Source organism: Pseudoalteromonas sp. JC3, from assembly GCF_030291895.1.
Classification (GTDB): Bacteria; Pseudomonadota; Gammaproteobacteria; order Enterobacterales; family Alteromonadaceae; genus Pseudoalteromonas.
The window spans coordinates 3,189,694-3,213,697 of record NZ_CP127855.1; the positions used below are offsets into that span (position 1 = coordinate 3,189,694).

Annotated in this window: 23 protein-coding genes and 3 tRNA genes; 5 read left to right on the plus strand and 21 right to left on the minus strand. The window is 43.2% G+C overall.

What is annotated here, in order from left to right; all coding sequences use genetic code 11:
• Positions 1 to 100: 100 nt before the first annotated feature.
• The 9 genes from QSH61_RS13760 to xerD all read right to left on the minus strand — a co-directional run bounded on the left by QSH61_RS13760 (position 101) and on the right by xerD (position 7,486).
• A tRNA-Arg gene (locus QSH61_RS13760) sits at positions 101 to 177 on the minus strand.
• 137 nt (positions 178 to 314) lie between these two features.
• Positions 315 to 391: transfer RNA gene (locus QSH61_RS13765), tRNA-Arg, on the minus strand.
• A 21-nt stretch (positions 392 to 412) separates the two neighbouring features.
• Positions 413 to 505 (minus strand) — tRNA-Ser (locus QSH61_RS13770).
• 119 nt (positions 506 to 624) lie between these two features.
• Positions 625 to 807 carry a hypothetical protein gene (locus QSH61_RS13775; RefSeq protein ID WP_010375970.1) on the minus strand — a complete coding sequence of 61 codons (183 nt, stop codon included), beginning with the start codon at positions 805 to 807 and terminating at the stop codon, positions 625 to 627.
• A 237-nt stretch (positions 808 to 1,044) separates the two neighbouring features.
• Positions 1,045 to 2,595, minus strand: a complete 1,551-nt coding sequence (gene lysS / locus QSH61_RS13780) for a lysine--tRNA ligase (RefSeq protein WP_010375973.1) — start codon at positions 2,593 to 2,595, stop codon at positions 1,045 to 1,047.
• A 27-nt stretch (positions 2,596 to 2,622) separates the two neighbouring features.
• A protein-coding gene (gene prfB / locus QSH61_RS13785; protein WP_099030198.1) for a peptide chain release factor 2 occupies positions 2,623 to 3,721 on the minus strand; the annotation gives its coding sequence in 2 pieces (ribosomal slippage) (positions 2,623 to 3,645 and positions 3,647 to 3,721; 1,098 coding nt in all).
• A gap of 173 nt (positions 3,722 to 3,894) precedes the next feature.
• On the minus strand, positions 3,895 to 5,625 hold the full coding sequence (gene recJ / locus QSH61_RS13790; RefSeq protein WP_102057308.1) for a single-stranded-DNA-specific exonuclease RecJ: 1,731 nt from the start codon (positions 5,623 to 5,625) through the stop codon (positions 3,895 to 3,897).
• Between the two features lie 101 nt (positions 5,626 to 5,726).
• Positions 5,727 to 6,464, minus strand: a complete 738-nt coding sequence (dsbC, locus tag QSH61_RS13795) for a bifunctional protein-disulfide isomerase/oxidoreductase DsbC (RefSeq protein ID WP_206472299.1) — start codon at positions 6,462 to 6,464, stop codon at positions 5,727 to 5,729.
• Positions 6,465 to 6,562: 98 nt separating this feature from the next.
• The gene (gene xerD, locus QSH61_RS13800) at positions 6,563 to 7,486 is read right to left on the minus strand and encodes a site-specific tyrosine recombinase XerD (protein WP_017216320.1); all 924 of its coding nucleotides are present in this window, start codon (positions 7,484 to 7,486) and stop codon (positions 6,563 to 6,565) included.
• Positions 7,487 to 7,566: 80 nt separating this feature from the next.
• Here xerD and fldB point away from each other — a divergent pair, with 80 nt between their 5' ends.
• Entirely contained in the window at positions 7,567 to 8,091 is a 525-nt protein-coding gene (gene fldB, locus QSH61_RS13805; RefSeq protein WP_010375981.1) for a flavodoxin FldB, read from the plus strand.
• Between the two features lie 49 nt (positions 8,092 to 8,140).
• Here fldB and QSH61_RS13810 read toward each other — a convergent pair whose 3' ends face one another.
• The gene (locus QSH61_RS13810; RefSeq protein ID WP_206472294.1) at positions 8,141 to 9,739 is read right to left on the minus strand and encodes a hybrid sensor histidine kinase/response regulator; all 1,599 of its coding nucleotides are present in this window, start codon (positions 9,737 to 9,739) and stop codon (positions 8,141 to 8,143) included.
• Positions 9,740 to 9,868: 129 nt separating this feature from the next.
• Positions 9,869 to 10,573 carry a tRNA1(Val) (adenine(37)-N6)-methyltransferase gene (locus QSH61_RS13815; RefSeq protein WP_206472292.1) on the minus strand — a complete coding sequence of 235 codons (705 nt, stop codon included), beginning with the start codon at positions 10,571 to 10,573 and terminating at the stop codon, positions 9,869 to 9,871.
• 67 nt (positions 10,574 to 10,640) lie between these two features.
• Between QSH61_RS13815 and srmB the strand changes: the two genes are divergently transcribed.
• Positions 10,641 to 11,867: an ATP-dependent RNA helicase SrmB gene (gene srmB / locus QSH61_RS13820; RefSeq protein WP_010606189.1), complete on the plus strand. Its 1,227-nt coding sequence runs from the start codon at positions 10,641 to 10,643 to the stop codon at positions 11,865 to 11,867.
• A 238-nt stretch (positions 11,868 to 12,105) separates the two neighbouring features.
• Here srmB and QSH61_RS13825 read toward each other — a convergent pair whose 3' ends face one another.
• From QSH61_RS13825 to QSH61_RS13835, 3 genes are all read right to left on the minus strand, one after another.
• Positions 12,106 to 12,450, minus strand: a complete 345-nt coding sequence (locus QSH61_RS13825) for an energy transducer TonB (protein WP_102057311.1) — start codon at positions 12,448 to 12,450, stop codon at positions 12,106 to 12,108.
• Positions 12,451 to 12,531: 81 nt separating this feature from the next.
• Positions 12,532 to 13,083, minus strand: coding sequence for a hypothetical protein (locus QSH61_RS13830; RefSeq protein ID WP_010606187.1), 552 nt, complete (start codon positions 13,081 to 13,083; stop codon positions 12,532 to 12,534).
• A 1,618-nt stretch (positions 13,084 to 14,701) separates the two neighbouring features.
• On the minus strand, positions 14,702 to 15,736 hold the full coding sequence (locus QSH61_RS13835) for a S66 family peptidase (protein WP_206472290.1): 1,035 nt from the start codon (positions 15,734 to 15,736) through the stop codon (positions 14,702 to 14,704).
• 306 nt (positions 15,737 to 16,042) lie between these two features.
• On the opposite strand from QSH61_RS13835, the gene QSH61_RS13840 reads away from it, so the two are divergent.
• Positions 16,043 to 17,032, plus strand: a complete 990-nt coding sequence (locus QSH61_RS13840) for a rhomboid family intramembrane serine protease (protein WP_206472288.1) — start codon at positions 16,043 to 16,045, stop codon at positions 17,030 to 17,032.
• A 370-nt stretch (positions 17,033 to 17,402) separates the two neighbouring features.
• On the opposite strand, the gene QSH61_RS13845 is transcribed toward QSH61_RS13840, so the two are convergent.
• The 3 genes from QSH61_RS13845 to QSH61_RS13855 are packed head-to-tail and all read right to left on the minus strand — an operon-like array spanning position 17,403 to position 20,317.
• Positions 17,403 to 18,608: an NAD(P)/FAD-dependent oxidoreductase gene (locus QSH61_RS13845; protein WP_010606182.1), complete on the minus strand. Its 1,206-nt coding sequence runs from the start codon at positions 18,606 to 18,608 to the stop codon at positions 17,403 to 17,405.
• The gene (locus QSH61_RS13850) at positions 18,595 to 20,001 is read right to left on the minus strand and encodes an FAD/NAD(P)-dependent oxidoreductase (protein WP_206472281.1); all 1,407 of its coding nucleotides are present in this window, start codon (positions 19,999 to 20,001) and stop codon (positions 18,595 to 18,597) included. The genes QSH61_RS13845 and QSH61_RS13850 overlap by 14 nt, the downstream gene beginning before the upstream one ends.
• Positions 20,002 to 20,005: 4 nt before the next feature.
• On the minus strand, positions 20,006 to 20,317 hold the full coding sequence (locus tag QSH61_RS13855) for a 2Fe-2S iron-sulfur cluster-binding protein (RefSeq protein ID WP_010371949.1): 312 nt from the start codon (positions 20,315 to 20,317) through the stop codon (positions 20,006 to 20,008).
• Positions 20,318 to 20,710: 393 nt separating this feature from the next.
• On the opposite strand from QSH61_RS13855, the gene QSH61_RS13860 reads away from it, so the two are divergent.
• Together QSH61_RS13860 and QSH61_RS13865 are read left to right on the plus strand one after the other, a co-directional pair.
• Positions 20,711 to 20,938, plus strand: a complete 228-nt coding sequence (locus QSH61_RS13860) for a helix-turn-helix domain-containing protein (protein ID WP_102057316.1) — start codon at positions 20,711 to 20,713, stop codon at positions 20,936 to 20,938.
• A complete protein-coding gene (locus tag QSH61_RS13865) occupies positions 20,922 to 21,539 on the plus strand; it encodes a GNAT family N-acetyltransferase (RefSeq protein WP_102057317.1) in 618 nt (205 codons plus the stop codon). Before QSH61_RS13860 ends, QSH61_RS13865 begins: the two co-directional genes overlap by 17 nt.
• Before the next feature lie 9 nt (positions 21,540 to 21,548).
• On the opposite strand, the gene QSH61_RS13870 is transcribed toward QSH61_RS13865, so the two are convergent.
• Genes QSH61_RS13870 through QSH61_RS13885 form a run of 4 tightly spaced genes read right to left on the minus strand, consistent with a single transcriptional unit; the run spans position 21,549 to position 23,869 of the window.
• On the minus strand, positions 21,549 to 22,154 hold the full coding sequence (locus tag QSH61_RS13870; protein ID WP_010606178.1) for an SDR family NAD(P)-dependent oxidoreductase: 606 nt from the start codon (positions 22,152 to 22,154) through the stop codon (positions 21,549 to 21,551).
• Positions 22,151 to 22,600 carry an FAD synthase family protein gene (locus tag QSH61_RS13875; protein WP_010371961.1) on the minus strand — a complete coding sequence of 150 codons (450 nt, stop codon included), beginning with the start codon at positions 22,598 to 22,600 and terminating at the stop codon, positions 22,151 to 22,153. Before QSH61_RS13875 ends, QSH61_RS13870 begins: the two co-directional genes overlap by 4 nt.
• Before the next feature lie 6 nt (positions 22,601 to 22,606).
• Positions 22,607 to 23,353 carry an SDR family oxidoreductase gene (locus QSH61_RS13880; protein WP_174169881.1) on the minus strand — a complete coding sequence of 249 codons (747 nt, stop codon included), beginning with the start codon at positions 23,351 to 23,353 and terminating at the stop codon, positions 22,607 to 22,609.
• A 27-nt stretch (positions 23,354 to 23,380) separates the two neighbouring features.
• Positions 23,381 to 23,869 carry an Lrp/AsnC ligand binding domain-containing protein gene (locus tag QSH61_RS13885; RefSeq protein ID WP_010606176.1) on the minus strand — a complete coding sequence of 163 codons (489 nt, stop codon included), beginning with the start codon at positions 23,867 to 23,869 and terminating at the stop codon, positions 23,381 to 23,383.
• Positions 23,870 to 24,004: the final 135 nt, after the last annotated feature.

Here is a 24,004-nt window from a genome sequence, read left to right on the forward strand (position 1 = left end):
AATCACCTAAAGAAAAGTGCCGGATGCAGGACGTATTTTTTGAAGGTGAACCTCCGACTTCCTGTTTCCTACCTTTATTATTTAACCACTCAAGGAGAAGTGGCGGACGCAGGAGGATTCGAACCTCCGACCGCCTGGTTCGTAGCCAGGTACTCTATCCAGCTGAGCTATGCGTCCGTTACGAATGTATAGTTTTCCAACTTTTTTAATATTTAACCACTTAAAGAAAAGTGCTGTACTCAGGACATGTTTTTTGAAGGTGAACCTCCAACTGCCTGTTTCCTACCTTTATTATTTAACCACTCAAGGAGAAGTGGCGGACGCAGGAGGATTCGAACCTCCGACCGCCTGGTTCGTAGCCAGGTACTCTATCCAGCTGAGCTATGCGTCCATACAAGACAACCATTAAAAATGGCGGAGAGGGAGGGATTCGAACCCTCGATAGGGCTACAAACCCTATACTCCCTTAGCAGGGGAGCGCCTTCGGCCACTCGGCCACCTCTCCGTCTTGTGGGGCGTATGATATAGGTTAGAAAAAATATGTCAAATACTTTTCTTGTAAAAAAGCACTAAATGGTGATAGATTGTGCAGTCTGCTTAGTTACTCGGCACTAACGCCAATTTTTACTCATTTTGTAGGGGGTTAGGATCGCTATAGGTATTTCTTAATGCACGTTGTTGACGCAAAACTTCGTCCAAAAATGCTTCTTGATAACCAAGCTGCTGAAACTCAGCGATGCAAGCCCGATAATATAAGATTCTCGCTTGCTCGTGCTCATCGACATTTTCAAACTCATTATTGCTCATCTTATTGGATTCCCTATTCGTTATTTTTAACGCAGTATTAGAACTTGAAAAAGACTAGTTAGGAAATTGGGATAATCTAGTTTCAAAAGAGAAACAACTTTTATGATGAATAGGAGTTGGCAATAACTACATAATAAAACTAAGTATTTAGAAATACTGTGAGATTTATCTTACGCAAATAACAGAAAAGCGCCATAAGGCGCTTTTCTAGATGTGCTTTCAGATTACGTAAAATACTTACTGTTCAGCTTGCACTTCAGGACGCATGTGTGGGAATAAGATAACGTCTTTAATAGTCGGTGAGTCCGTGAACAACATCACAAGGCGATCGATACCAATCCCCTCACCTGCTGTTGGTGGTAAACCATGCTCTAGCGCACGGATATAATCCGCATCGTAGTGCATTGCTTCATCGTCACCTGCATCTTTTTCTTCCACTTGGCGAGCAAAGCGCGCAGCTTGATCTTCAGCATCATTAAGCTCAGAGAAACCATTTGCAAGCTCACGGCCACCCACGAAGAACTCGAAGCGGTCTGTGATAAATGGATTTTCATCGTTACGACGTGCAAGCGGTGACACTTCCCAAGGATATTCAGTAATGAACGTCGGTTGGATAAGTCTGTGTTCAGCGACTTCTTCGAAGATTTCACATAGGAACTTACCTGGACCCCATACACAGTTTTCAGGGATCTTAACGTGAACTTTCTTAGCGTATGCTTTTAGTGCTTCAAAGTGGTTTTCTGGATCTTTGAAGATTTCAGCTTGTGCTTCAGCATCTGGGCCATATTGTAAAATAGCATCAGCCATAGACAAACGCTGGAACGCACTACCAAAGTCATACTCAATCGTCTCTGTCACTTCGCCTTCAGCATTCTTCACAGTATTAACAACCGTAGTAGTGCCTAACACGTCTTGTGCCACGGTGCGTAACATGTCTTCAGTCAAGTTCATCAAATCATTGTAATCCGCGTATGCTTGATAGAACTCAATCATAGTGAATTCAGGATTATGACGCGTAGATAAACCTTCGTTACGGAAGTTACGGTTGATTTCGAACACACGATCAAAACCACCAACCACTAGACGCTTAAGGTATAACTCAGGCGCGATACGTAGATACATATCGATATCTAGTGCATTGTGATGCGTTACAAATGGGCGTGCAGAGGCACCGCCAGGAATAACCTGTAGCATCGGCGTTTCCACTTCCATAAAGTCACGCTCGGCTAAGAAACGGCGAATACCTTCAATCACTTTTGAACGAATACGGAATGTTTCGCGTGTGTCCATGTTAGTGATCAAATCAACATAACGCTGACGGTATTTTGCTTCTTGGTCAGTCAGGCCGTGGAACTTTTCAGGTAGTGGACGTAGCGACTTAGTCAGTAGTTCATACTCAACCATGTCGACGTATAAATCGCCTTTACCGGATTTATGAAGCGGACCTTTAACACCAACGATATCGCCGATATCTAATTGACCATACTTCTCTTTTAGGTCTTTTTGTACGTCTTTTGAAGCATAAGCCTGAATACGACCTTTCATGTCTTGCAACACTAAGAAAGGACCACGTTTCGCAAGCAAACGACCCGCAACAGAAACATGATGATCAAGTTCTACTAGCTCTTCCTTCGATTTATCACCAAACTTAGCTTGTAGATCTTGTGTGTAGTCTTCGCGGCGGAATGAGTTCGGGTGGCCATTCGCAGGGCAATTTTCCCGGATCGCATCTAGCTTGCCACGACGCTCAGCAATAAGTTTATTTTCGTCTTGATTGTGATCTGTCATTGTTTAGCTCTTAGTTTAGCTTGTGGATTAAAGGCCTGATTTCAGGCTTGCTTCGATAAATTTGTCTAAATCGCCGTCTAGTACGGCTTGGGTATTGCGATTTTCAATACCTGTACGCAAATCTTTAATACGTGAATCATCTAGCACGTATGAACGGATTTGGCTGCCCCAGCCGATGTCAGATTTTGCATCTTCTTGGGCTTGCTTTTCAGCGTTTTGCTTTTGCAGTTCAAGTTCAAACAATTTCGCCTTTAACTGCTTCATCGCTTGATCTTTGTTCTTGTGCTGCGAACGGTCATTCTGACACTGCACTACGGTATTGGTTGGTAAGTGCGTAATACGTACCGCAGATTCTGTACGGTTAACGTGCTGACCACCCGCGCCCGATGCACGATATACATCGATACGAAGATCTGCAGGATTAATATCGATTTCGATATTGTCGTCAATTTCTGGATAAACGAATACAGAAGCAAACGAAGTATGACGACGGCCGCCTGAATCAAAAGGACTCTTACGTACTAAGCGGTGTACGCCCGTTTCTGTACGAAGCCAACCGTAAGCATATTCGCCCGTGACTTTAACTGTCGCGCCCTTAATACCAGCAACATCGCCATCTGTCGCTTCAACGATTTCGGCTTTAAAACCTTTCGCCTCAGCCCAGCGCAGGTACATACGCAGCAACATGTTACACCAGTCTTGAGCTTCAGTACCGCCAGAGCCTGACTGTAAGTCGATGTACGCATCGTTGGCATCTTGCTCGCCTGAGAACATACGACGAAACTCTAGTTTTTCCAGCTGCTCAACAAGGCCGTTGACCTCTTGCTCTGCTTCAGTGAAGGTTTCTTCATCTTCGGCTTCTACGGCGAGCTCAACTAAACCCTCTGCATCATCGGCACCAGACACGAGATTGTCGATGGTTTCAACAATCACTTCTAAATTCGATTTTTCTTTGCCCAGTGCTTGGGCTCTTTCCGGCTCATTCCATACAGCGGGATCTTCTAATTCGGCATTAACTTCTTCTAAACGCTCTTGCTTTAGAGCGTAGTCAAAGATACCCCCTAAGAAGCTCTGTACGTTCGCGAATTTCCTTGATTTGGTTAATCACAGGATTCACTTCAAACATTTACCTTTACTCCAGAACTAAATTTGTCGGTTTGTGAATTCACACAAACAGGTCTGACAACGGGTCAGACCATAGATTTAAGCGACCAATAGTATCAAATAATAACCGCGCTTAGCATCCCTTAAAGTGAGAATTTTGGGAGTTTTTTAACAAACTCAGTACGCACATCTCTATTAATTCGATTGCGCCTGAAGTTCACGCACAATGAGCTGCAAATTATATTTACCACGAAACTCATTAATATCTAATTGATAAGCAAATAAAGCATGGGTTGCCTGGAGATTTGGCCAAGCCCGAACGTCAACGTTAAATGCTATCGCATCAACCAATCGGCCCGAGCGATGCTTAAGCACAAGTTTTAGATGTTTGTCGCCAACAATACGTTGCTGCACCAACTCAAATACATCCTGAAATACCGGCTCACTAAATTGCTGCCCCCACGGACCTGCCTGCTGTAGTTCAAAAGCAAAATCCATGGTAAAGCAATCGCCCGGCAGTTCACCATCCGTCAAGAGAATGCTTTGCTTTGCTTCTTCACTCAGCGTCGCACTGACGTTTTGTTCAAATACCTGTTTAAACCGCGCAAATTCAGACTCTAAAATGGTCAATCCTGCTGCCATCGCATGGCCACCAAACTTTACAATTAATTCTGGGTGCTGGGTATTGATTGACTCTAAAAGGTCGCGCATGTGTAGACCTTCAATAGAACGACATGAGCCCTTGATCTCGCCGTTGTCGCCTTGTGCAAAAATAATACATGGGCGGTGATATTTTTCTTTTAAGCGTCCCGCCAGAATACCTATCACACCTTGATGCCAATCATCTTGATACAAACACAAGGCATCTGGTACTTCTTGGCTTTTAAGTACCAAACGCTCCAATACCGCTTGCGCCTCTTGCTGCATACTTTGCTCAATCTCGCGTCGTTCTATATTTAGACTATCGAGCTCGGATGCAATACGGCGAGCTTGGTTAATGTCTTTCGATAACAAGCAAGCAATACCTAAACTCATATCGTCAAGACGCCCCGCGGCATTGAGTCTTGGCGCTAACGCAAAGCCAAAATCACTGGCACTTAATCTAGCATTATTACGGTTAGAAACCTCGATTAGCGCTTGGATCCCCGGTCGCGTTTGACCACTGCGGATCCGGGCGAGTCCTTGGTGTACCAAAGTGCGGTTATTCGCGTCCAACGCCACAACGTCAGCCACGGTTCCTAGGGCAACAATATCTAATAATGTCGCCAAATTTGGCATCGCGACATTTTGCTCCACAAAATAGTTTTGCGCCCGTAAGTAATGCCTCAGCGCTATCAGCAGATAAAAGGCAACCCCAACGCCCGCGATAGACTTAGACGGGAAATCGCAGTCAAGACGATTTGGATTAACAATCGCATCGGCAATCGGCAACTCATCACCTTGTAAATGGTGATCAGTAACAATCACCTTAATACCCGCCTGCTTCACGATTTCGACACCGCGAATACAGGAAATACCGTTATCTACGGTGATCACCAAATCAGGTTTTATGGCGACGATTTGCTCGGCCAATGCAGGGCTTAGACCGTACCCCAAGCTAAATCTATCAGGCACGAGGTAATCCACACGCTGAAAACCAAACTGAGGCAGACCCTCCATTAATACGGCGGTGCTCGTTGCGCCATCGGCGTCAAAGTCACCAACAATCAACACTTGTTGTTGCAAAGAAAGTGCTTCAGCCAGAATTTGGCTTGCAAGCTCGATGTCTTTAAATAATTTAAAATCGTGTAAGGTTGCGGCGCTATTATCCAGTTCAACGACCGATTTAACCCCTCTGGCAGCATAAAGCTGCTTGATCACGGGATGCAGTGAAGCCGGTAAATGGCTGTCATCAACCCAGTCTCTTGGTTTAATTTCTGTATGCATACTTTTTCACAAAACAAAAAAGGCCAAAATGGCCTTTTATATTCTTTATCTTGCTATCTTATCGAGTTCTCAACGCGAACTCCATCGCTAAGCGTGAGTCATTATGACTTAGGGCTATTTGCGTCTAGCATTTGTGCAATAGCTGCAGCAGGTTGATAACCTGGGATCATAGAACCATCTTCAAGAATGATCGCTGGCGTTCCTGAAATGCCAAAACTTTGCCCAAGTTGATAGTGCTCAGCTACTGGCGCGTGGCAGTTTTCAACTGGTTTCACTGCACCACCAGCTTTCGCTTCAGTAAGTGCAGCTGCTGCGTCTTTTGCACACCATACGTTTTTCAAATCTTCATAGCCTGAGCCACGCAAACCACCACGTGGGAAAGCTAGGTATTTCACGGTAATACCTGCCGCTAAATAATCTTCTAATTCACGGTGCAGTTTGCGGCAGTAGCCACAAGTAATGTCTGTGAATACCGTGATTTGATGTTTTTCGTTTTCCGCTTTATAGACGATCATTGAGTCTTCGTATTCAGCGATACCTTTCTGGCGCACATCACTCAACGCGTCTTCGGTAATATTACGACGGTTATCAAGATCAATCATAGTGCCCTGAATCAGATATTTACCATCGGCACTTGAATACAGCACCCCTTTATCTGTGATCACTGTTTTTAAGCCAGCAAGCGGACTATTTTTGATTTGCTTAACCGTTATACCCAATCCGCTAAATTGCGTCGTAATTGGGTCTACTGGTGCTGTTGGTGCGACAGGACCCTCAACTTGCTCAGCGAAAGCGCCAAAGCTCAATGCCAGTGAAGCGGCAACTATTAGTTTTTTCATTATGTTCTCTCTAAACCTGTTATTTGAGGGGTTCACGCGCCCCTTTGTGCTACTCACTAAGACCGGAGTAACCATAAATAATTCCCAAGCAACAAAAATTAAGCTCTTGGGTGATGCTGCTGGTGCAATGTTTTTAAACGTTCACTGGCAACATGTGTATAAATTTGAGTCGTCGACAAGTCGCTATGGCCAAGCATCATTTGCACAACTCGCAAGTCAGCGCCATGATTCAATAAATGTGTTGCAAAAGCATGACGTAGCGTATGTGGCGATAACGGCGACTTAACGTCTGCCAAAATAGCATAGTGTTTTATGCGATGCCAAAAAGTTTGTCGCGTCATGCCTATACCGCGCTTGGATGGAAAGACAAAATCAGTAGCATGTTTGATCATTAAGCCCCGCCCTTTTTTGAGAAATTGTTCGATCCAATGCAATGCTTCTTCACCCATAGGCACTAAGCGTTCTTTGCCTCCTTTACCACGCACAAGTACAACAGCTTGTCTCATGTTGACTTGCTCCATTCTTAGCCCGACTAACTCAGTCACGCGCAACCCCGTGGCATACAAGAGCTCGAGCATTGCCTTATCTCTCAGCCCCATCGGGTCGTCACAATCAGGAGCATTTAACAAGGCCTCAACTTCTTGTTCTGACAAGGTTTTTGGCAGCGACGGTGTTGTTTTAGGTTGCGCAATAGTATCCAGTGGAGACTGCGCGATTTGTTTTTCTCTCAACCAATATAAATAAAATCTCTTTAATGCACTAATGGCTCGCGCGTTACTCTTTGCTTTTAAGCCCTTGTCTATTCTGTGTGCCAAATAAGCCTCGACGTCTTGGCTTGTGATTGCCAGTAAAGAAGACACCGAGGTTTCTGCTTTTATAAATAAGAGAAACTTTTCAAGGTCACTGCGATAAGCTGCAATGGTATTTTCACTGAGCCCTTGCTCCAAAAATAGCGCATCTAAAAAGGCTTCTATATATTGCAGATCGGACAGTGTATGGGTAGTTGCTTGGTGTTCGCTCACAGAGTACCTGTATTAATTATTAACGTCATGATGTAGACTTGCCACCTATAATACCAGTCAAATTGAAAGTGATAAATACAATGCAAATTGGGTTATTTTACGGCTCGACAACATGTTACACAGAAATGGCCGCAGAAAAGATTCAAGAAATCATCGGCAAAGACACAATTACCTTATTTAATATTAAGGACGAGCCGCTAAAACAAGCTGAGCAGTTTGACTTCCTCATTTTTGGTATCTCAACATGGGACTTCGGCGAACTTCAGGAAGACTGGGAGTCTCACTGGGACGATATCGACAGCGTTGATCTGAGCAACAAAGTGATAGCGCTATTCGGTATGGGTGACCAACAAGGTTATGGTGAATGGTTTCAAGATGCACTAGGCATGCTACATGAAAAAATTGCCCCTCAAGGCGTCACCTTTTTAGGTTACTGGCCAAATTCAGATGACTATGAATTTGAAGCGTCAAAAGCACTTACCGAAGATAAAAGTCAGTTTGTTGGCCTGGCACTAGATGAAGACAGTCAATACGATAAAAGCGACGAGCGTATCGCAACTTGGATAGAGCAAATCATGACGGAATACGCCGAATTAGATGTTTAGCGCAGTAAGCGTTAGCACTAATCCAAAGTGTTAACGCCCATTCCTAATATCATCTGTAAAACTGACTCAATGCGGCCTCAATTTGTGATAGCTTATACGGCTTATGGATCACATTATCAAAAACTTCATTTTGAGCTTGAGTTAAGAAAATATCAGCGGTTATCGCCAAAACCGGTAGCCTTGAATTTTCTTGTTTGATTAAATGTGCCGCCTCTGTACCACTCATACCCGGAAGATTCACATCCATAAAAATGATGTCAAAGTGTTTTTCTTTTGCCACTTCAAAATAGGCTTCAGCAGATTCGAAAATATCATAACTACAATTCAGTTTGTCGAGTATCGCAGTGATCAGTAGCTGATTAAGCGGATTGTCTTCTATTACACCAATTTGATGATAGAAAATGGCAATATGCTCTGTTTTTGGCGGCGAAGCGACTTTTACTCCACTTTCACTTCGGCACGGAATAATAAACACCACCTCAGTTCCTTCGCCCTCTTGACTGGAGACACTGATCCGCCCTCCCATAATATCAATAAGTGCTTTAGTTACACATAGGCTTAACCCAACCCCTAAGTTTCCTCTGCCCTCAAACATACTAAAACGGTCAAACAGATTACTTTGCTCGAGCGCTGAAAGGCCTTTACCACTGTCTTTTACGATAAACTGTATTTCATTACCAATGACATATGCTCTGAGCACCACCTCTTGCCCAGCCTCGCTGCACTGAATTGCGGTGTCGAGTAAAGTCTCTATAACGCGTGACACTTTATCCTTATCGAGCATCAAAGCCTCACCTTTATAGACACCAGCAATAGAGTGCGTAATCGTAATATCGTGTTGTTTTGCCTCAGTAGCAAAGCGAGCAACTGACTGCTTTAGTAGATCGGATAATGAACAAAGAATGGGTTCAAACTGAACTTTTTCACCTTCAATAAGCTCAAGCTCTAATACGGAATCAATGACAGTAAGCAGTTTACTCCCTCCTGTTTCTATATTTTGCAGGTAGCTTGTCGTAGATTCAGAAAACCCTTCTGCTTCAGCAGAGTTGAGTACCACATCATTAAAGCCAATGATGGCGTTAAGTTGAGTGTGTAATTCATGGCTGATATCAGATAAAAAACTGTCTTTGGAATCATTGAGCAGCTTAAGTACGTTTACTTCTCTGCGCAGTTCAAGTTGCCGAATTACCTGACGCCCCAAGGTGGCGAGTGTTTTCTTTTGCAAATCGGTGAGTTTTTTGGGCTTATCACTGATAGCACAAATAGTGCCTACCTTATAACCGCCAGAGCTAATCAGCGGTGCACCGGAATAATGGCGGATTTTCGGACCGCCAGTAACCAGTGGATTGTCAAAAAAGCGTTCATCTTCTAGGGCATCTTGCACCTCAAATACATCCTCTTGCAAAATAGCATGAGAACAAAAGGAGATATCTCGATGGGTTTCATCCACATCCAGCCCCACTTTAGACTTAAACCATTGGCGATTTGTATCTATCAAGCTAATAAGCGCGATAGGCGTTTCACAGATCTCTGACACCAGCTGCGTAATTTCATCAAGATTTGCTTCTGCAGCAGTATCCAATACCTTATATTCGCGCAGCGCTTTGAGGCGATTCTCTTCGTTATTTGGGATCTCGGCTTTTTTCATGGACACCTACACAAGCGAATTAAACCAGCTAAGTACACGTAAATCAGACTGCACTTTTAACACGATGATTCTGACTATTTCTCAGCTAAAGTGTAGAAGATAAATCACGATACAAGCAAAAAATATCCATCACATTTTTAGGTAAAACTCATGACATAAAGAAACAAAATCATTCGTATATTGGTTATCTACATCGTATATCACCAACGATTGCTCATGACTTGGTTGTGCTATGTTTTGTTTGCCTATCAGTAGCAATCTGCGAGAGTAAGATTTACTCGGGGTAGTTTTAATCGCACAGCTTGAAACAAGAAACCAATTTCGCGCTTTGGCAAGCTGACAAAAGAGCAAACTCTCTTGATAGGGTAAAATTACCGCAAGTTGCCCAGCATCCGATGTGAACTTTTCGAAGGCATCAAGCAACGCATCAAAACTCAGGCTGTCCGTGTGTCTCGCTCTATTTCTCGCTTGATTTTCTCCTTTCAAACTCGCGTTGAAGTAAGGTGGGTTTGATACCATGAGGTCAAAGCGCAGCTCGCTATCAAACTTTTGTATTGCACAGCGATGCAGCTCAATATCAGGCCACGGGCTGTGCTTGATATTAAACTCTGCATCTTTTAACGCATCGTCATCAATCTCAACCGCATGGACTGTGCTCATTGGACTTCGCTGTTTACACATCAATGCGATAAGCCCAGTTCCCGTTCCGACATCAACAACCCGGTTGGCTTCAGCGAGCGGAACCCACGCGCCAAGCAAAATACCATCGGTCGAAACCTTCATTGCCGCATGATGCTGGGTCACCGAAAACTGTTTAAATGCAAACTGAGACATCCTATACCTTTGAGAAAATGCAATAGCAACGTATAATTCCGCTATTGTCCTTTATTTGTGATGCAATATGCAATTTACTGAATTTGATTTAGACAGCAAGCTGATTAGTGCGATTAAAAAAATGGGTTTCGATACTCCCACCAGCATTCAACAGATGGCTATTCCTGAAGCGCTAATTGGCCGAGATATTCTCGCCAGCGCACCAACCGGTACGGGTAAAACCGCTGCATTCTTGATCCCTGCGATTCAGTATTTGCTTGATTTCCCTCGCAAAGAGCCAGGCTTTGCCCGCGTACTTATCATGACGCCAACACGTGAACTTGCCTATCAAATACACGAGCAATGTGAACTCCTTGCCGCGGGTGTTAACCTTAAGATAGGCGTGGTAACTGGCGGTATTAATTACGGCAGTCACAAAGAAATATTCGAAAAGAACAATGATATTCTCATCGCAACGCCTGGTCGTTTGATGGAATATCTTGAAACCGAGAACTTCCACGCAGAAAACGTTGAGCTACTGATCTTAGATGAAGCCGACCGCATGCTAGATATGGGCTTTCGAAAAGAAATGCTACGTATTTGCTCTGAAGCAGTTAACCGTCGTCAATGCTTTTTGTTCTCTGCAACCCTTGAGGGCGAAAGCGTTGAGAAGTTTGCTGAACGTATATTACAAGACCCAGCACTACTTGAAGCCACGCCATCACGTAAAGAAAAAGGTAAAATTCATCAGTGGGTTCACCTTGCTGATAACTACGAGCACAAAGTCAATTTGCTCGCACAACTACTAGATGACGAAGAAGTAACCAAAGCGGTTATCTTCGTAAAAACGCGTGAACGCCTAGAAACACTCGTTGGCGAGCTATTTGCTAAAGGCATTAAAACCACTTGGCTGCGTGGTGAAATGCCACAAGACAAGCGCATGGCTGCGATGGCAAGTTTTCACAGTGGTAAGACGAATATCTTAGTGGCAACAGATGTTGCAGCCCGTGGTATCGACGTTGCGGATATCAGCCACGTATTTAACTTTGATATGCCACGCACCGCAGATATTTATGTACACCGCATCGGTCGTACAGGCCGCGCAGGTAAAAAAGGGACCGCGGTTTCCTTGGTTGAAGCCCACGATGTTGAGATTTTAGGTAAGGTTGAGCGTTACACCGACCAAAAACTTAAGCGCCGTGTAATTAAAGGCCTTGAACCTAAACATAAAGAAGCAAAAGCACCGAAGAAGAAAAAAGATCCGGTGAAAATCAAAGCGAAAAAGAAAGCCGCCAAGGTTAAAAAGAAGAAGTAACACAAAAAACCAGCGTCAGTACGCTGGTTTTTTTATGCTAATTTGAGCAAGTGCTAATATGAGTAAACCTTAGCTTACTTTGTTAGATTTGGCTGATAAAACTTAGTAAATCTAACGGTCGTATATGCGCCAATAGCAGGCTGTGGTAACGCCGCATTTAAGTATTTACTTCACTTCCTCAGCTTTGATGTTAATAGTGATGGGTGTGACTTATTTTTCATGCTTGTTAGCTATACATTTAACCTAATGTAAAGTCTAATTGTACCTTAAGATCTTTTTGAATAACGGCAACGCCATTCTCTACTTTAGGGGCATATTTCCAATTGGAGAGAGCTTTGATTGCAGCTTTATCAAAGACTTGTTCAGGTACAGACTTTAGTACCTGAATGTTAATAGGCTTTCCACTTTCACTGATATCAAAACTCATTTGAACATAGCCTTCGATTCTATTGCGAGCAGCATAAGCTGGATATGTTGGATTTGCTGTTTCTTGTAGGGTAGCATTAGCTCTATCAGGTAATGGTTTTGAAGCACACCCCATTAGTAAAGCAATTGCTAATGACACCAAAATTGAATATTTCATAAAACCCCTTTCGTATAGCGCCCAAAGCAGCGGCGCGCGTTAGCGTGTCCAGCCACGTAGTGGCGATGCTGCCTTTGCTTGTTATGTTTTTTTACCTAATAATTCTGACTGTTTTCGGGTTAATTCATCGAATACTGGCTTTACTGAATCCATTAAACCCTTCGTTGGCCAATTATTCACAGATACATGTTCCGAAAAGTCCTGATTTTCCCATTGAGCTATAACTGCTCGATATGAACTAACATGGGATAGCGCCAGCGTGAATGCTTCAGGAATTTCATCTCCTTCAATGAGATGTATATTTTCGATTATTATTGATTCAACTCTCTCATTAAGAGGGTGGAATACATTTACAATCCATGTCCTCCACTTTAGCAATTCAGCTTCTGAAAGTTGGTCTTCACCTTTTCCAAAATACCCTGGCATTCCATGACTAGGCCAATGTTTTTTAGTAAAAGAAACCCAAGTTTCATGGCTTGCCGTTAATGTTGCCATTAGTGGCCCATATAGATTTTCTAATTGTTCGTTAATTCGAGCGAGTTGCGCTGACCTTTTCTCAAAATGCAGTTTGCTAAAATGTGCTACAAGCCAACCCGTAACGGCGATGAGCGCACCCGCTATAACTTTTTCCATGGTGATTTAGGCTCCTTCTCTGAAAACATAACATTTTAGTATTTATGCGACATGCAGTTTGTGTTGCATAATCGCTTGTTGGACTGAGCAGCTAGGTGTGTCAGAATTGGTGTTGTTTATGCTATGGCTTACTTAGAAAAAATAGGCTTTTTGGAGGCTTTCACTTTCCTAGCTAGTGTAATCAGTTTAGCTAGTGTTATGTAAGCTTTCCCTGCTGCATCGCTCAGCGCTTATTATGTCTTCATTACACCTAAATTTGCCTTAAGAAGCAATTATATTTTTTACGCGTACAGAGGCCGCTAGCTTGAGCAATTAAGCAGGTTAATTACTTGATTTTACAAAGCAGCCATAATCAAGCATCCCCTCCTTGGCTAATATCAAAGCGCATCCATGCGCTTCTCGTTCATTCTTTTTAAACGACGAAAAAGAACGAACCAAGAAAACGTCGCCCCAACATCACACTCAATCCTCAAGCCCTAAGCCGATATATAATACCAATTGCACTAAGTCTCCAATCAATTTGAAGGGTGAAATACCATATTAGCGTCGTTAAAAATTTCTCATTTAGAACAACTAAATAGCAAAATTTTTGCCTAGCTACTAAAGCTATTTCTCCGCTTCAAATTGCTCATTTACCTAATACAATTGGTAGCAACCGTCTTGTAAGGCACATCCCTATGCCAGACAAGACTTGGCCGACATCCTGTCGGCACATTGCATATCAGCTTATGTTTTTCGGGTGTGATGGAGGGGGGATTGGTTTTGACTGCGAGTTCTAGTTTTTCTCTCAAAAGCAGCAAATTTGCCTGCAAGCACCAAACAAAACTATCAGCACCGTTTTCCTCCCTCATCACACCCGAAAGTGAATTGCCAATGAGTCATTTCAACGCATGGATGCGTGAAAAGCGGTGACAGGGCCAAGGATAGCCCTTACACCGCGGTGACGTTCATATTGGCAATTTACTTGAGGAGTCAGTGTGATGTTGGGAGTGCCCTTTCTTTTGCGCAACGATTCTTTGGCCATCAAAGAAAAGTAAGTCGTAGTCCATGGATGGGTGTCGAAACCAGTCAGGAGGACGGGCTGACTTTACGGTAAATTTCGAGCTACCAGTCGTTAGCAACATAAACCTCCATGTTTAATATCAAAGCGCATCCATGCGCTTCTCGTTCATTCTTTTTAAACGACGAAAAAGAACGAACCAAGAAAACGTCGCCCCAGCATCACACTCAATCCTCAAACCCTAAGCTGATATAGTGCAACCGCCTTGTAAGGCACGTCCCTGTACCAGACAAGACTTGGCCGACATCCTGTCAGCGCATTGCATATCAGCTCATACTTTTCGGGTGTGATGGAGGGGGAGTAAGTTGCTTGTGAGATCTTCTACAATTTTTATGATTAAGCTGCTTGCAAGCATTGCAAAGACTATCAGCGCAGCCTCCTACCCCACAGTCTAAATAGTTTTGTGGGAGGCGGTTCACCCGCCGAGAAGTTATGCTCTTCTGGTGTGGTTAAGGGGATTAGTTTTGACTGCGAGTTCTAGTTTTTCTCTCAAAGCAGCAAATTTGCCTGCACTCACCAAAAAACTTTTCAGCACAGTATGTCTCCCTCATCACACCACTACAACAAATCAAATACCGGCTCTATCGCATTTAGACTGAAGTTGTCCAGATCCAAGCGGTGCTGTATTCCTAACGGCAAAATCCACTGCGGATCGGTATGGCCGAAATCAAGCCGAGTTATTACGGGTAAACTGTCACAGCCAAACTCATCACGTACAACCGATAAAATCACCTCATCAAGCTCAGCCATCTCGCGCTCGCTGTAATCCCGTGCACGGCCAATCATTAAGCCGGATAGTTTTTCAAACACCCCCATCACCCCATAGTTACGTAACCAAAAGCGAATATAATCTTGACTAGGTTTATCCTCAGAGGTTTCTAAAAATAGCAATTTGTCTTGCCAAAATGACGGCGATGGCCAGTATTCTGTGCCTTTTAGCATCTCCATCACTTCAAAACAGCCGCCAAATAGCCGCCCTTCCACTTGCCCAGTACCTTGCAGTACTTTTGGACCATTTGTCGCAATTGCGGGATGCAGCTTACCGACGTTTTCTGGTATTGCCCACTCCGGATAGCCATGAGAATAAGCTTTGAATATTGGATAATGGACTTCACCTAGCAGCGCCTGCACTAAATAGGCTTGATATTCAGCACTAGCATTGTGGTACTGGGAGAAACCGGCCATGACTGATGGGCCGTTAAAAGTGACTAATCCCCATTGGTTCAGCAGTGTGGTCAGCGTGGAAAAATCAGAATAGCCCATCATAAACTTAGGGTTATTCAAGATAACGGATTTATCTAAATAAGGTAGGATCCGCGCGGAATCTGAACCACCAATAGAAGAAATTATCCCGGCTATATTCGGATCGGCAAAGGCATCATTAATATCTTTTGCACGTAATTGCGGCTGTGAAAAGAGTACGTCTGCAGCCGTTCGAGCCGACGGCATTTCGACAATATTAAAACCAAGCGAACGCAAGTTTGCCAGCCCTTGATCAAAGATGTGGGGAAATATACCTGGGCCACCCCAGCTAGGTGATACAATCGCAAGGGTATCACCTCGGTTTAGTTTTTTAGGCTTGCGCAATTGCACCGTTTATCCTGCCTTAATGGAATATTCATTAGCGACTAGATATATCCAATTAAGACTACAAAATCAAATACTCACTCAAGCTTTCATCTCGAAACGGAACTAAATAAACAGATGTGGCCTTGCCTTTCATTAGCAAGAGATAAGCATGACAATAATGATTAAAAATAAGTAACCCTGCTACACTTGGATTTGCTATACCAATTGCAGCAGCCTTGTATTTCGTTTCTTAATTTTTTTAGTTAGGATAAGCAACAAGGCTACATGTTCAGCCTTGTTGCAACTTATCACTTAATAAAGCGAGGTAAGATGGAAAAGACTGCATCTATAGAGGAAGTTAGAGCTAAAGTTGGAAATGGTAAGATATTTTCAGGTGAGTCAAACGTAAACAGAGCTATTTCTAAATGGCATATACTCTCACCACTTTTTATAGCTTTACCATACAGTCAAGATTTTAAACCGGTTATGCTTGTTGATGGCTTTAAGAAAAGCGCATTTAAATTTAACAAGAAAAAATCTCAGTTCATCATCATATACTCAATATTCGCCACATTAGTCTCATTACTTTTATTCACATATACAAAAAATGAAAAACTACTAAACCTTACCTTATCAGGACTAATAGTAACGCTATACTTAACAATTGACTACATCACAATTTCAAATAATCTGCAGAGCCTAACTGATAGAAATGTGTTTATCTCTAACCTATCACACAGGTATAAAAAACATGCTGCAAAATGGTTTTTTATATGCTTAGCCATAGGATTAATTCAAGTATTTATAAACTACTTAGCAGGTGGGTTTGAAGAAGCAGCGTATCGATATGGTGGGATTTATAAGTTAATTATGGCAGGTGAATGGTGGCGAATTATCACAGCATCATTCTTTCACTCTGGATTAACCCACTGGTTTAGTAATCTTGCTTTCGCATTGTTATCAGGTCCATTATTTATAGCATTAGTGAGAAGAACAGGGTTATTTGTTTTTATTTCAGGTTGTATCACTGGAGCTATATCTGCATATTTTTTGTATTTTTTTGGTCTCACCTCTGCTGACGCATATGGCGGAATTTCTGCAGGAATATATGCATTACTTGGTTACATCACCATTAACTCATATAAAAACAAAAATATAAAAACTGGAAACCTGCACATATCAATAGTTAACTTTTTATTTATGAGCACCGCTTTAAGCGCACTACTATCACATTCGATTAGCAATACTGCACATATATCAGGATTTATTACTGGGGTTTTACTAGCATTCTTGTGCAAACACCGAGACAAATATAAATAGTGGAATACTTCACTATTTATATTTATCACCTTGTAAAGTTCAGACTAACTTAAAAAACAACTCAGACTGTCAATTAGATATTCTAACGATACATATATATGTTAATTTAACAAGTTCGAGTTAACTTAGGTGACAGTTTGAGCTTAGCACATCATTTCAACAATATTAAAACCAAGCGAACGCAGGTTTGCTAACCCTTCCTCAAAGATGTGAGGAAATGTACCTGGGCCACCCCAGCTAGGTGATACAATCGCAAGGGTATCACCTCGGTTTAGTTTTTTAGGCTTGCGTAATTGCACCGTCTATCTTGCCTTAATGGAATATTCATCAGCAACTAGATATATCCCATTAAGACAACAGAATCAAATACTTATTCGAACCTTTCAACGCGAAACGGAGCTAAATCAACAGAGGTAGGTTTGCCTGTCATGAGTTCAGTAATAAGCGTGCCAGTAATGGCCGACATTAAAATCCCCGTCCTAAAGTGCCCACACGCATTAATGTAACCTTCCACGCCATCAACGGGGCCCAAAATTGGCAGCTCATCCGGTGTACCAGGTCTAAGTCCTGCCCAACAACGTTTAATACTCGACTCTTTTAGCACTGGCAAACACTTCATAGCACCTTGTGACAACTCGGTTATTTTATCTAGACTGTTGGTGGTATCGAAGCCTTTTTCCTCCGTTGAAGAGCCAATTAAAATCTCGCCGTTGTCTTTTTGTGCAATGTAGCAATCACTGGTACTGATACAACCATTTAATACTTTAGGCATGCGCTCAGACAGCACTATTTGACCCTTAACAGGGTAAACTGGCATGTGTTTACCTGTCGCCTGATGGTAAATGTCATCCGCCCAGGCACCAGCGGCATTAATTAGAGTCTCGCAATGCAGGCTTTGATCTTGTGTCTTCACGCCTATCACCTTACTGCCTTCACGCAGTACCTCTAGCACTTCGGTATTCAAAAATAACTCAACACCATTTTGGCGTGCTCCTTCGGTATACGCATCAACTAACCGGTATGGGTTTACCTGATGGTCGCAAATAAAATCTATTGCACCAATTGCATCTGGGGTGATGTAAGGCTCCTCTGCACGTAATTGCTGTTGGTCTAACCACCTGATCTGCGAAGACAAATTAGGGATCCCTGACACTATGCTATCTGCATATATTTCATCATCGCGATTGTACATAATGAATTTAAGACCGGTACGTTCAAACTTAAAGTCGACATCGTGTCTGGCCAGCATTTCTTCATGCAGTGCTGGATATAACTCATTTGATTTGAGTGCAAGTTCAAAAAAGCATTCTGGTAATTGATGCGGCCGCAATGTTTCCGCAGCTTCGGTATCTCCTTCACTTTGGAGCTTCGACAAGGTTTTGAAGAAGATCACACCACAGCCAAGTCCGACCGACTCACCAATTGCCCATAATCCACCCGCAGATGCACGAGACGCGTTACCCGGCTTTTTTAAATCTACTAACGCGATTTTTAGGTTGGTATCGCGGCTTAAAAAATAGGCACAAGCCGCACCAATTACACCGCCACCTGCGATAATGACATCATACTGCTTCATGGTTTTTCTCCAGTAAAGTAAACGGAATTGGGTCAAGTGGGAATCTTGGCCTTATCACGCCCAGCGTATCTAAGTGCCCTGCCGCATGCAGTCGATCTAACGCATAGCTAGAACACATTTTTCCTTGGCAGTCTCCCATGCCAATACGGGTTCTCATTTTTACGCTAGATAAATCTTTTGCACCTTGTTGCAATGCTAAATCGAGTTGCTGGCGCTTTACTTGTTCGCAGCGACACACCACGGTATCTGCCTGGGTTAACGCAAGCAGCCCCTCTCGGCGCGCCGAGAAGCGGTCAAATCCGGCTCTAAACTTCTGTGCTTGCTTACGCTTAGTTTTGAGCTTGCGCATCCGCGTGTGGAAGGTCGATTCGCTTAAACAGGCTTGCTCATAGGCAAGCATGGTTGCGGCCATTTTCCCTTCAATGATAGCCGCTTCTGCGCCTAGCAAACCATTGGTGTCACCACAGACAAAAATTGAATTTAAGCTACTGCGTAAATTGTCATCTAATAAAGGCACATAACCATTCGTGGTGGTGTACTGATGAGAAACCCCAAGTAGCATGGCAAGCTGGGTGCGGGCAACAAAACCATAGCCAACTCCCAAACTATCCACGGCTAAATGCTGTGCTTTTGACAAGTCCGCATGCCAATGCTCATCGTAAGGCGCTACGGTAACGCTAGAGAGTTTTTCTTGGCCTTCTGCTTTCACAATGCCATAACCATACTTGAACGGAATATTATGCTTTTTGAGATACGCCAACATACTCAATCCCGAAAGCGTAAGCTTAGGTTTATTGAGCAGCGCCACGGTCTCTTTCGCCAGTTCACTAAAGCGACTCGCTTCATATACGCCAACCACTTGTGCACCGGATTTATGTAACTGGCAAGCAACCAGTGGCAATAATGGTCCAGTTCCGACTAACGCCACTTTTTTCCCTGGTCGAACTAACCCACTTTTAAGCTGAAGTTGCATCCCACCCATTAACATCACACCAGGTAACTGCCATCCTTCAAATGGCACACTGCGCTCATGACAACCAGTTGCCAGAACCAACTTGGTGTAATCTATTTGTGTTAACTGATTTTGTGTTTGCAACAGCAAACCGCTTTCGCCCTCGGGCCCAAGCACTTTGGTTTGTAGTTGTAGTGTTATATCTTGTTTATGATGTTCGTAGCGTACCTTTAGTGCAGCCATCGCACGTTTAAGATTTTCATCTAAATGAGGAAGCTTACTTGCTTGTCGAAGTGGCCCGCGATAGATCACCCCACCAATTTTTGGTGCTTCATCCACTAAGGTGCTAGTAATGCCATATTTAGCCAGCTCAGCTGCACAGCTAACGCCAGCAGGCCCTGCACCAACAATAACGATTTTTTCTTTTTGACAATTAGACATCACACTATACTCCAACCTGCTTGAAACGATTTTGTTTAGTTTCAACCTGCATGTTGGGTTGTACTAAGGTTTGGCAAGCCTTTTGTTTATGTTGCTTGTTTATCGTTACCTGACAACAATGACAAACGCCCATACCACAATAAGCACCAGATACGGCTTCTCGATCGCTTTCCATAATTTGCTTGTAGTTCGCCGCAAGCAAAACAGACAACACGGTTTCACCGTCGCATGCGTTAACCGCAATGTCGTCGATTTGAATTTGGAACTGTAACCCCTCAGGGTCTGTAATATCTTGCGTTCTGGATAATTCAGACATGAAAAAATGCTCCTTCAATAAAGTCGCATAAAGCCTACTATCCAAATATTAAAAATAAACATTTTATTTACTTTATTCACTTTAATTTGATCCAAATTAACTTTTAAGCACTCTCGCGCTAATTCTGTTCAATTCGGTGCAAATGCTGCACTCACCTCACTAAAGCAGTGCAATATGAACGTATTTACAGACCAACAAAAACCGCATCCTATTGATATTAAATAGTTTTAATTTCTGGCACAGTTTTTCCTTATTAAACGACACGACGGATGAAAGGAGCGTAATTATGTACACTTTATATCAAACGATGTACTTACTTTGGCATTTGGATGTGAGTATCTGGCCTGTGCACGATACAGCAACAACCCCTGTAGATGGTAAGGAGGAAGCGCAATGACACTTGGCAAACTAGAAACTGCAGTACACGCAGTAATGAACGATATGCTCACCCCATCACAAGCCGCAAAAGCCTATCATGTGCCGCAGCGAGCACTTTACGAAGCACTGCGACGCTCCCAAGAGAAGCAGCAAACTCGATGGCAGAAATTAATGCATGAAAAGGCAAGGCTTGAGCAAAGTCTGGCTCGGATAAATAAGGAACTGCATGAACAATTTGTCTAATACCGCTATGCAGCTTCGCATTATTCAGGCGCCTAGCTTGAAATACAATCGCTTAGATTGTCAGCTTTGGGTAAAACAGCTCAGTGCGCTGACGCAAGCCTGTATTAATCTTGGCGCCTCTATCGGCTTTTTGCCCTCTTCCTCTAGCAGAGCAATACAAAACTACTGGTGGCAGGTATTCGATGCTGTGATCAAGTCGCAAAAGACGCTTATTATCGCTGAACTTAATGGCGTAATGGCAGGTTGTGTGCAACTCTCGCCGGCAACAAAAGATAATGCTCAGCACCGGGCTGAAGTTGAAAAGCTATTAGTTCATCCGAATAGCCGACGAAAAGGCGTAGCAACAAAGCTGATGCAAGCCATAGAGCAAGAATCTACACGGCAGCAGATATCGTTACTCGTCCTTGACACACAATCGGATTCGGACGCAGAAATCTTATATCAGAGCTTGGGCTTTAAAGTTGCTGGGCAAATCCCTCATTTTGTCAGTGATGAGCGCGGTGACTTCCATGCCACCACATACTATTACAAACTGCTTGCACCGACCTTGCGCAATCGTATTGAGAACGTAGCTCTAGTGCATTATGCCAATGAATATTAGCAAAACAGTCTAATCAAGCGACTCGCTACGACTTTCGTTCAGGCGATAAAAAAACAGCTTACCGATGTGCTGTGGTGTAGTTACAGCCTCTAAGATTGGCGCGGCGCCTTGTGGTATGCTCATCACATTGGGATTGTTGATAGTAAGACCATCGCGCAGTTTAGTATCTATTGCCCCGGGGCACAGTACCGCTATTTTGTAGCCGTCCTTGTGAAGACCTTTAGATAGAGTCACCACGCCCGCTTTCGCCGCACAATAAGACGTCCAATCTTTGTAACTGTTAAATGCCGCCGTCGACGCCACATTGATCAAATGCACCGCTTTGTTTGCTTTAATTGCAGCACGAGAAATTAAATAAGTGCCGATTAGGTTTACTTCGATGTCACGGATCCAAAGACTTGGGTCAGAGTCTGCCACTAAACTTGAGTAAAGCGTTCCTGCCGCATTGATTACACAGTCATAAGATTTGTCGTCAAAAAAACGCTCAACTTCAGCTGGTTTAGAAACATCAAGCTGCGCGCGCGATGGCGCTTCCACTTCATGTCCTAAGCGCTTCAGTTCATCGCTTAAATAAGCGGCAAGACCACCCTGTCCGCCCGTTATTAACACTTTCATTTCTGTGGCTCTGGGATTGGATGATTGTCGCTTTGCTCAATCAGCTTTTTATACTGATCGTAGATTTTTTGCTTTAAGTTACTAGAGCTAACGCCAGCACCATAAGGAAAGTAAAATACCTGAACCCCAAGCTCTTTCAGATAATCATATTTTCCCTTCCAATCATCGCCAATCACGAACACATCAATATTTAGATTTTTCACCGTTTCACGATGATCTAAAGTACGTTGTGGAATAGCAAGATCTGGGTCTCTTAACCCTTCGATAATCGCCAAACGCTCTTCAAATGGCACTGCTGGTGGCTTTTTATAAGAACAAACAAGTTCATCGGTACTTACACCAACGATCAACGTGTCCCCTAAACCTCGGCCATAACTAATCATTTTTAAATGATTACTGTGAAATAAATCAAATGTTCCTGAGACATAAACAATTTTATTTTTCATAAATTGCTATTTCCCTCCAGCTAAATCAATAAAAGTTCCTGTAACAAAGCTTGCTTCGTCACTTAAAAGCCAAGCGATGGCATTGGCAACCTCAATCGCGGTTCCACCTCGCTTCAGCGGTAAAAAATCGGCTAGACGATCAACTCGGTTTGGTTCGCCACCGTCGCCGTGAATATCGGTATAAATACAGCCCGGTCTCACGCAGTTCACGCGGATCTGCTCAGCGGCTAATTCCAGAGATAAACCTTTAGTGAAGCTGTCTATTGCACCTTTTGCAGCCGCATAGTCAACATACTCATTAGCCCCACCTAAATAAGAAGCTGCCGACGATACATTCACCATTGCGCACTGTGCTGGATTGGCACTCAAACGCATATGTTTAATTGCTTCGCGAGCACAAATAAAATACGGCGTAACATTATTAGTAAGCATATTGTTGATGCGCGCTGCGGTCATGTGTTCAACTCGAGTCTGCACGTTCAGCATGCCAGCGTTGTTGACCAAATGCGTTACCATGCCAATATCGGTCTTTATCTTGTCAAACATTGCCTCTACAGATTTTTCGTCTGTGACATCTGCTTGTAACAAATGCGCTTTACCATTATTACTTAGGATGGTATCAGCAACCGTTTCTGCGGCTTGCACGTTCTGCTTGTAATTTATAACAACAGTAAATCCTTGTTGTCCCAGCAGTTGAGCCGTTGCCGCACCAATCCCACGGCTCGCACCGGTGATAAGTACCAGTTTTTGCATCTATTATTCCTTAAACTGGGTCAACAGTTACTGATAGTTCAGCACCTCTACACCCATGTCTTCTTTGACGTGTTCTATCACCATATAGGTATGATTTGTGCCAACTCCAGGTATTTCAACGATTTGACCTAATACCTCTCGATATTGACGCATATCTTGGACTCGGATCTTAACTAAATAATCAAAGCCACCTGCTACCATATCACAAGAAACGACGTTGGGGATTTTTACAATGTGCTGTTTAAACACCTCAAATACCACTTCGGTCGAGCTTTTCAAGGTGATCTCCACATGCGCAACCAAATGCTGGCCAAGTTTCGCGGCATTTAATCTTGCCGTATATCCTTCGATATACCCCTCGGACTCGAGTTTTTTTACTCGATCGAGGCAAGGACTCGGACTCAAGTTTACCTCTTTCGCCAAGTTTACATTAGAGATCCGAGCATTGCGCTGAAGCGCGTCTAAGATTGCTAAGTCGATGCGATCTAATACCCGAGTTTTAATGGAAGTCGTCATATCAGCATAAAATTTTGTGAGGGTTTGAGATTACCCGCAAATTTACCGTATTCGTTGAAAATAAAACAGCATATTCTGCTGTCTTTTCGATAGAATGCCCGCGAAATTAACGATAAAGAACAAAGCGGCTTGTTT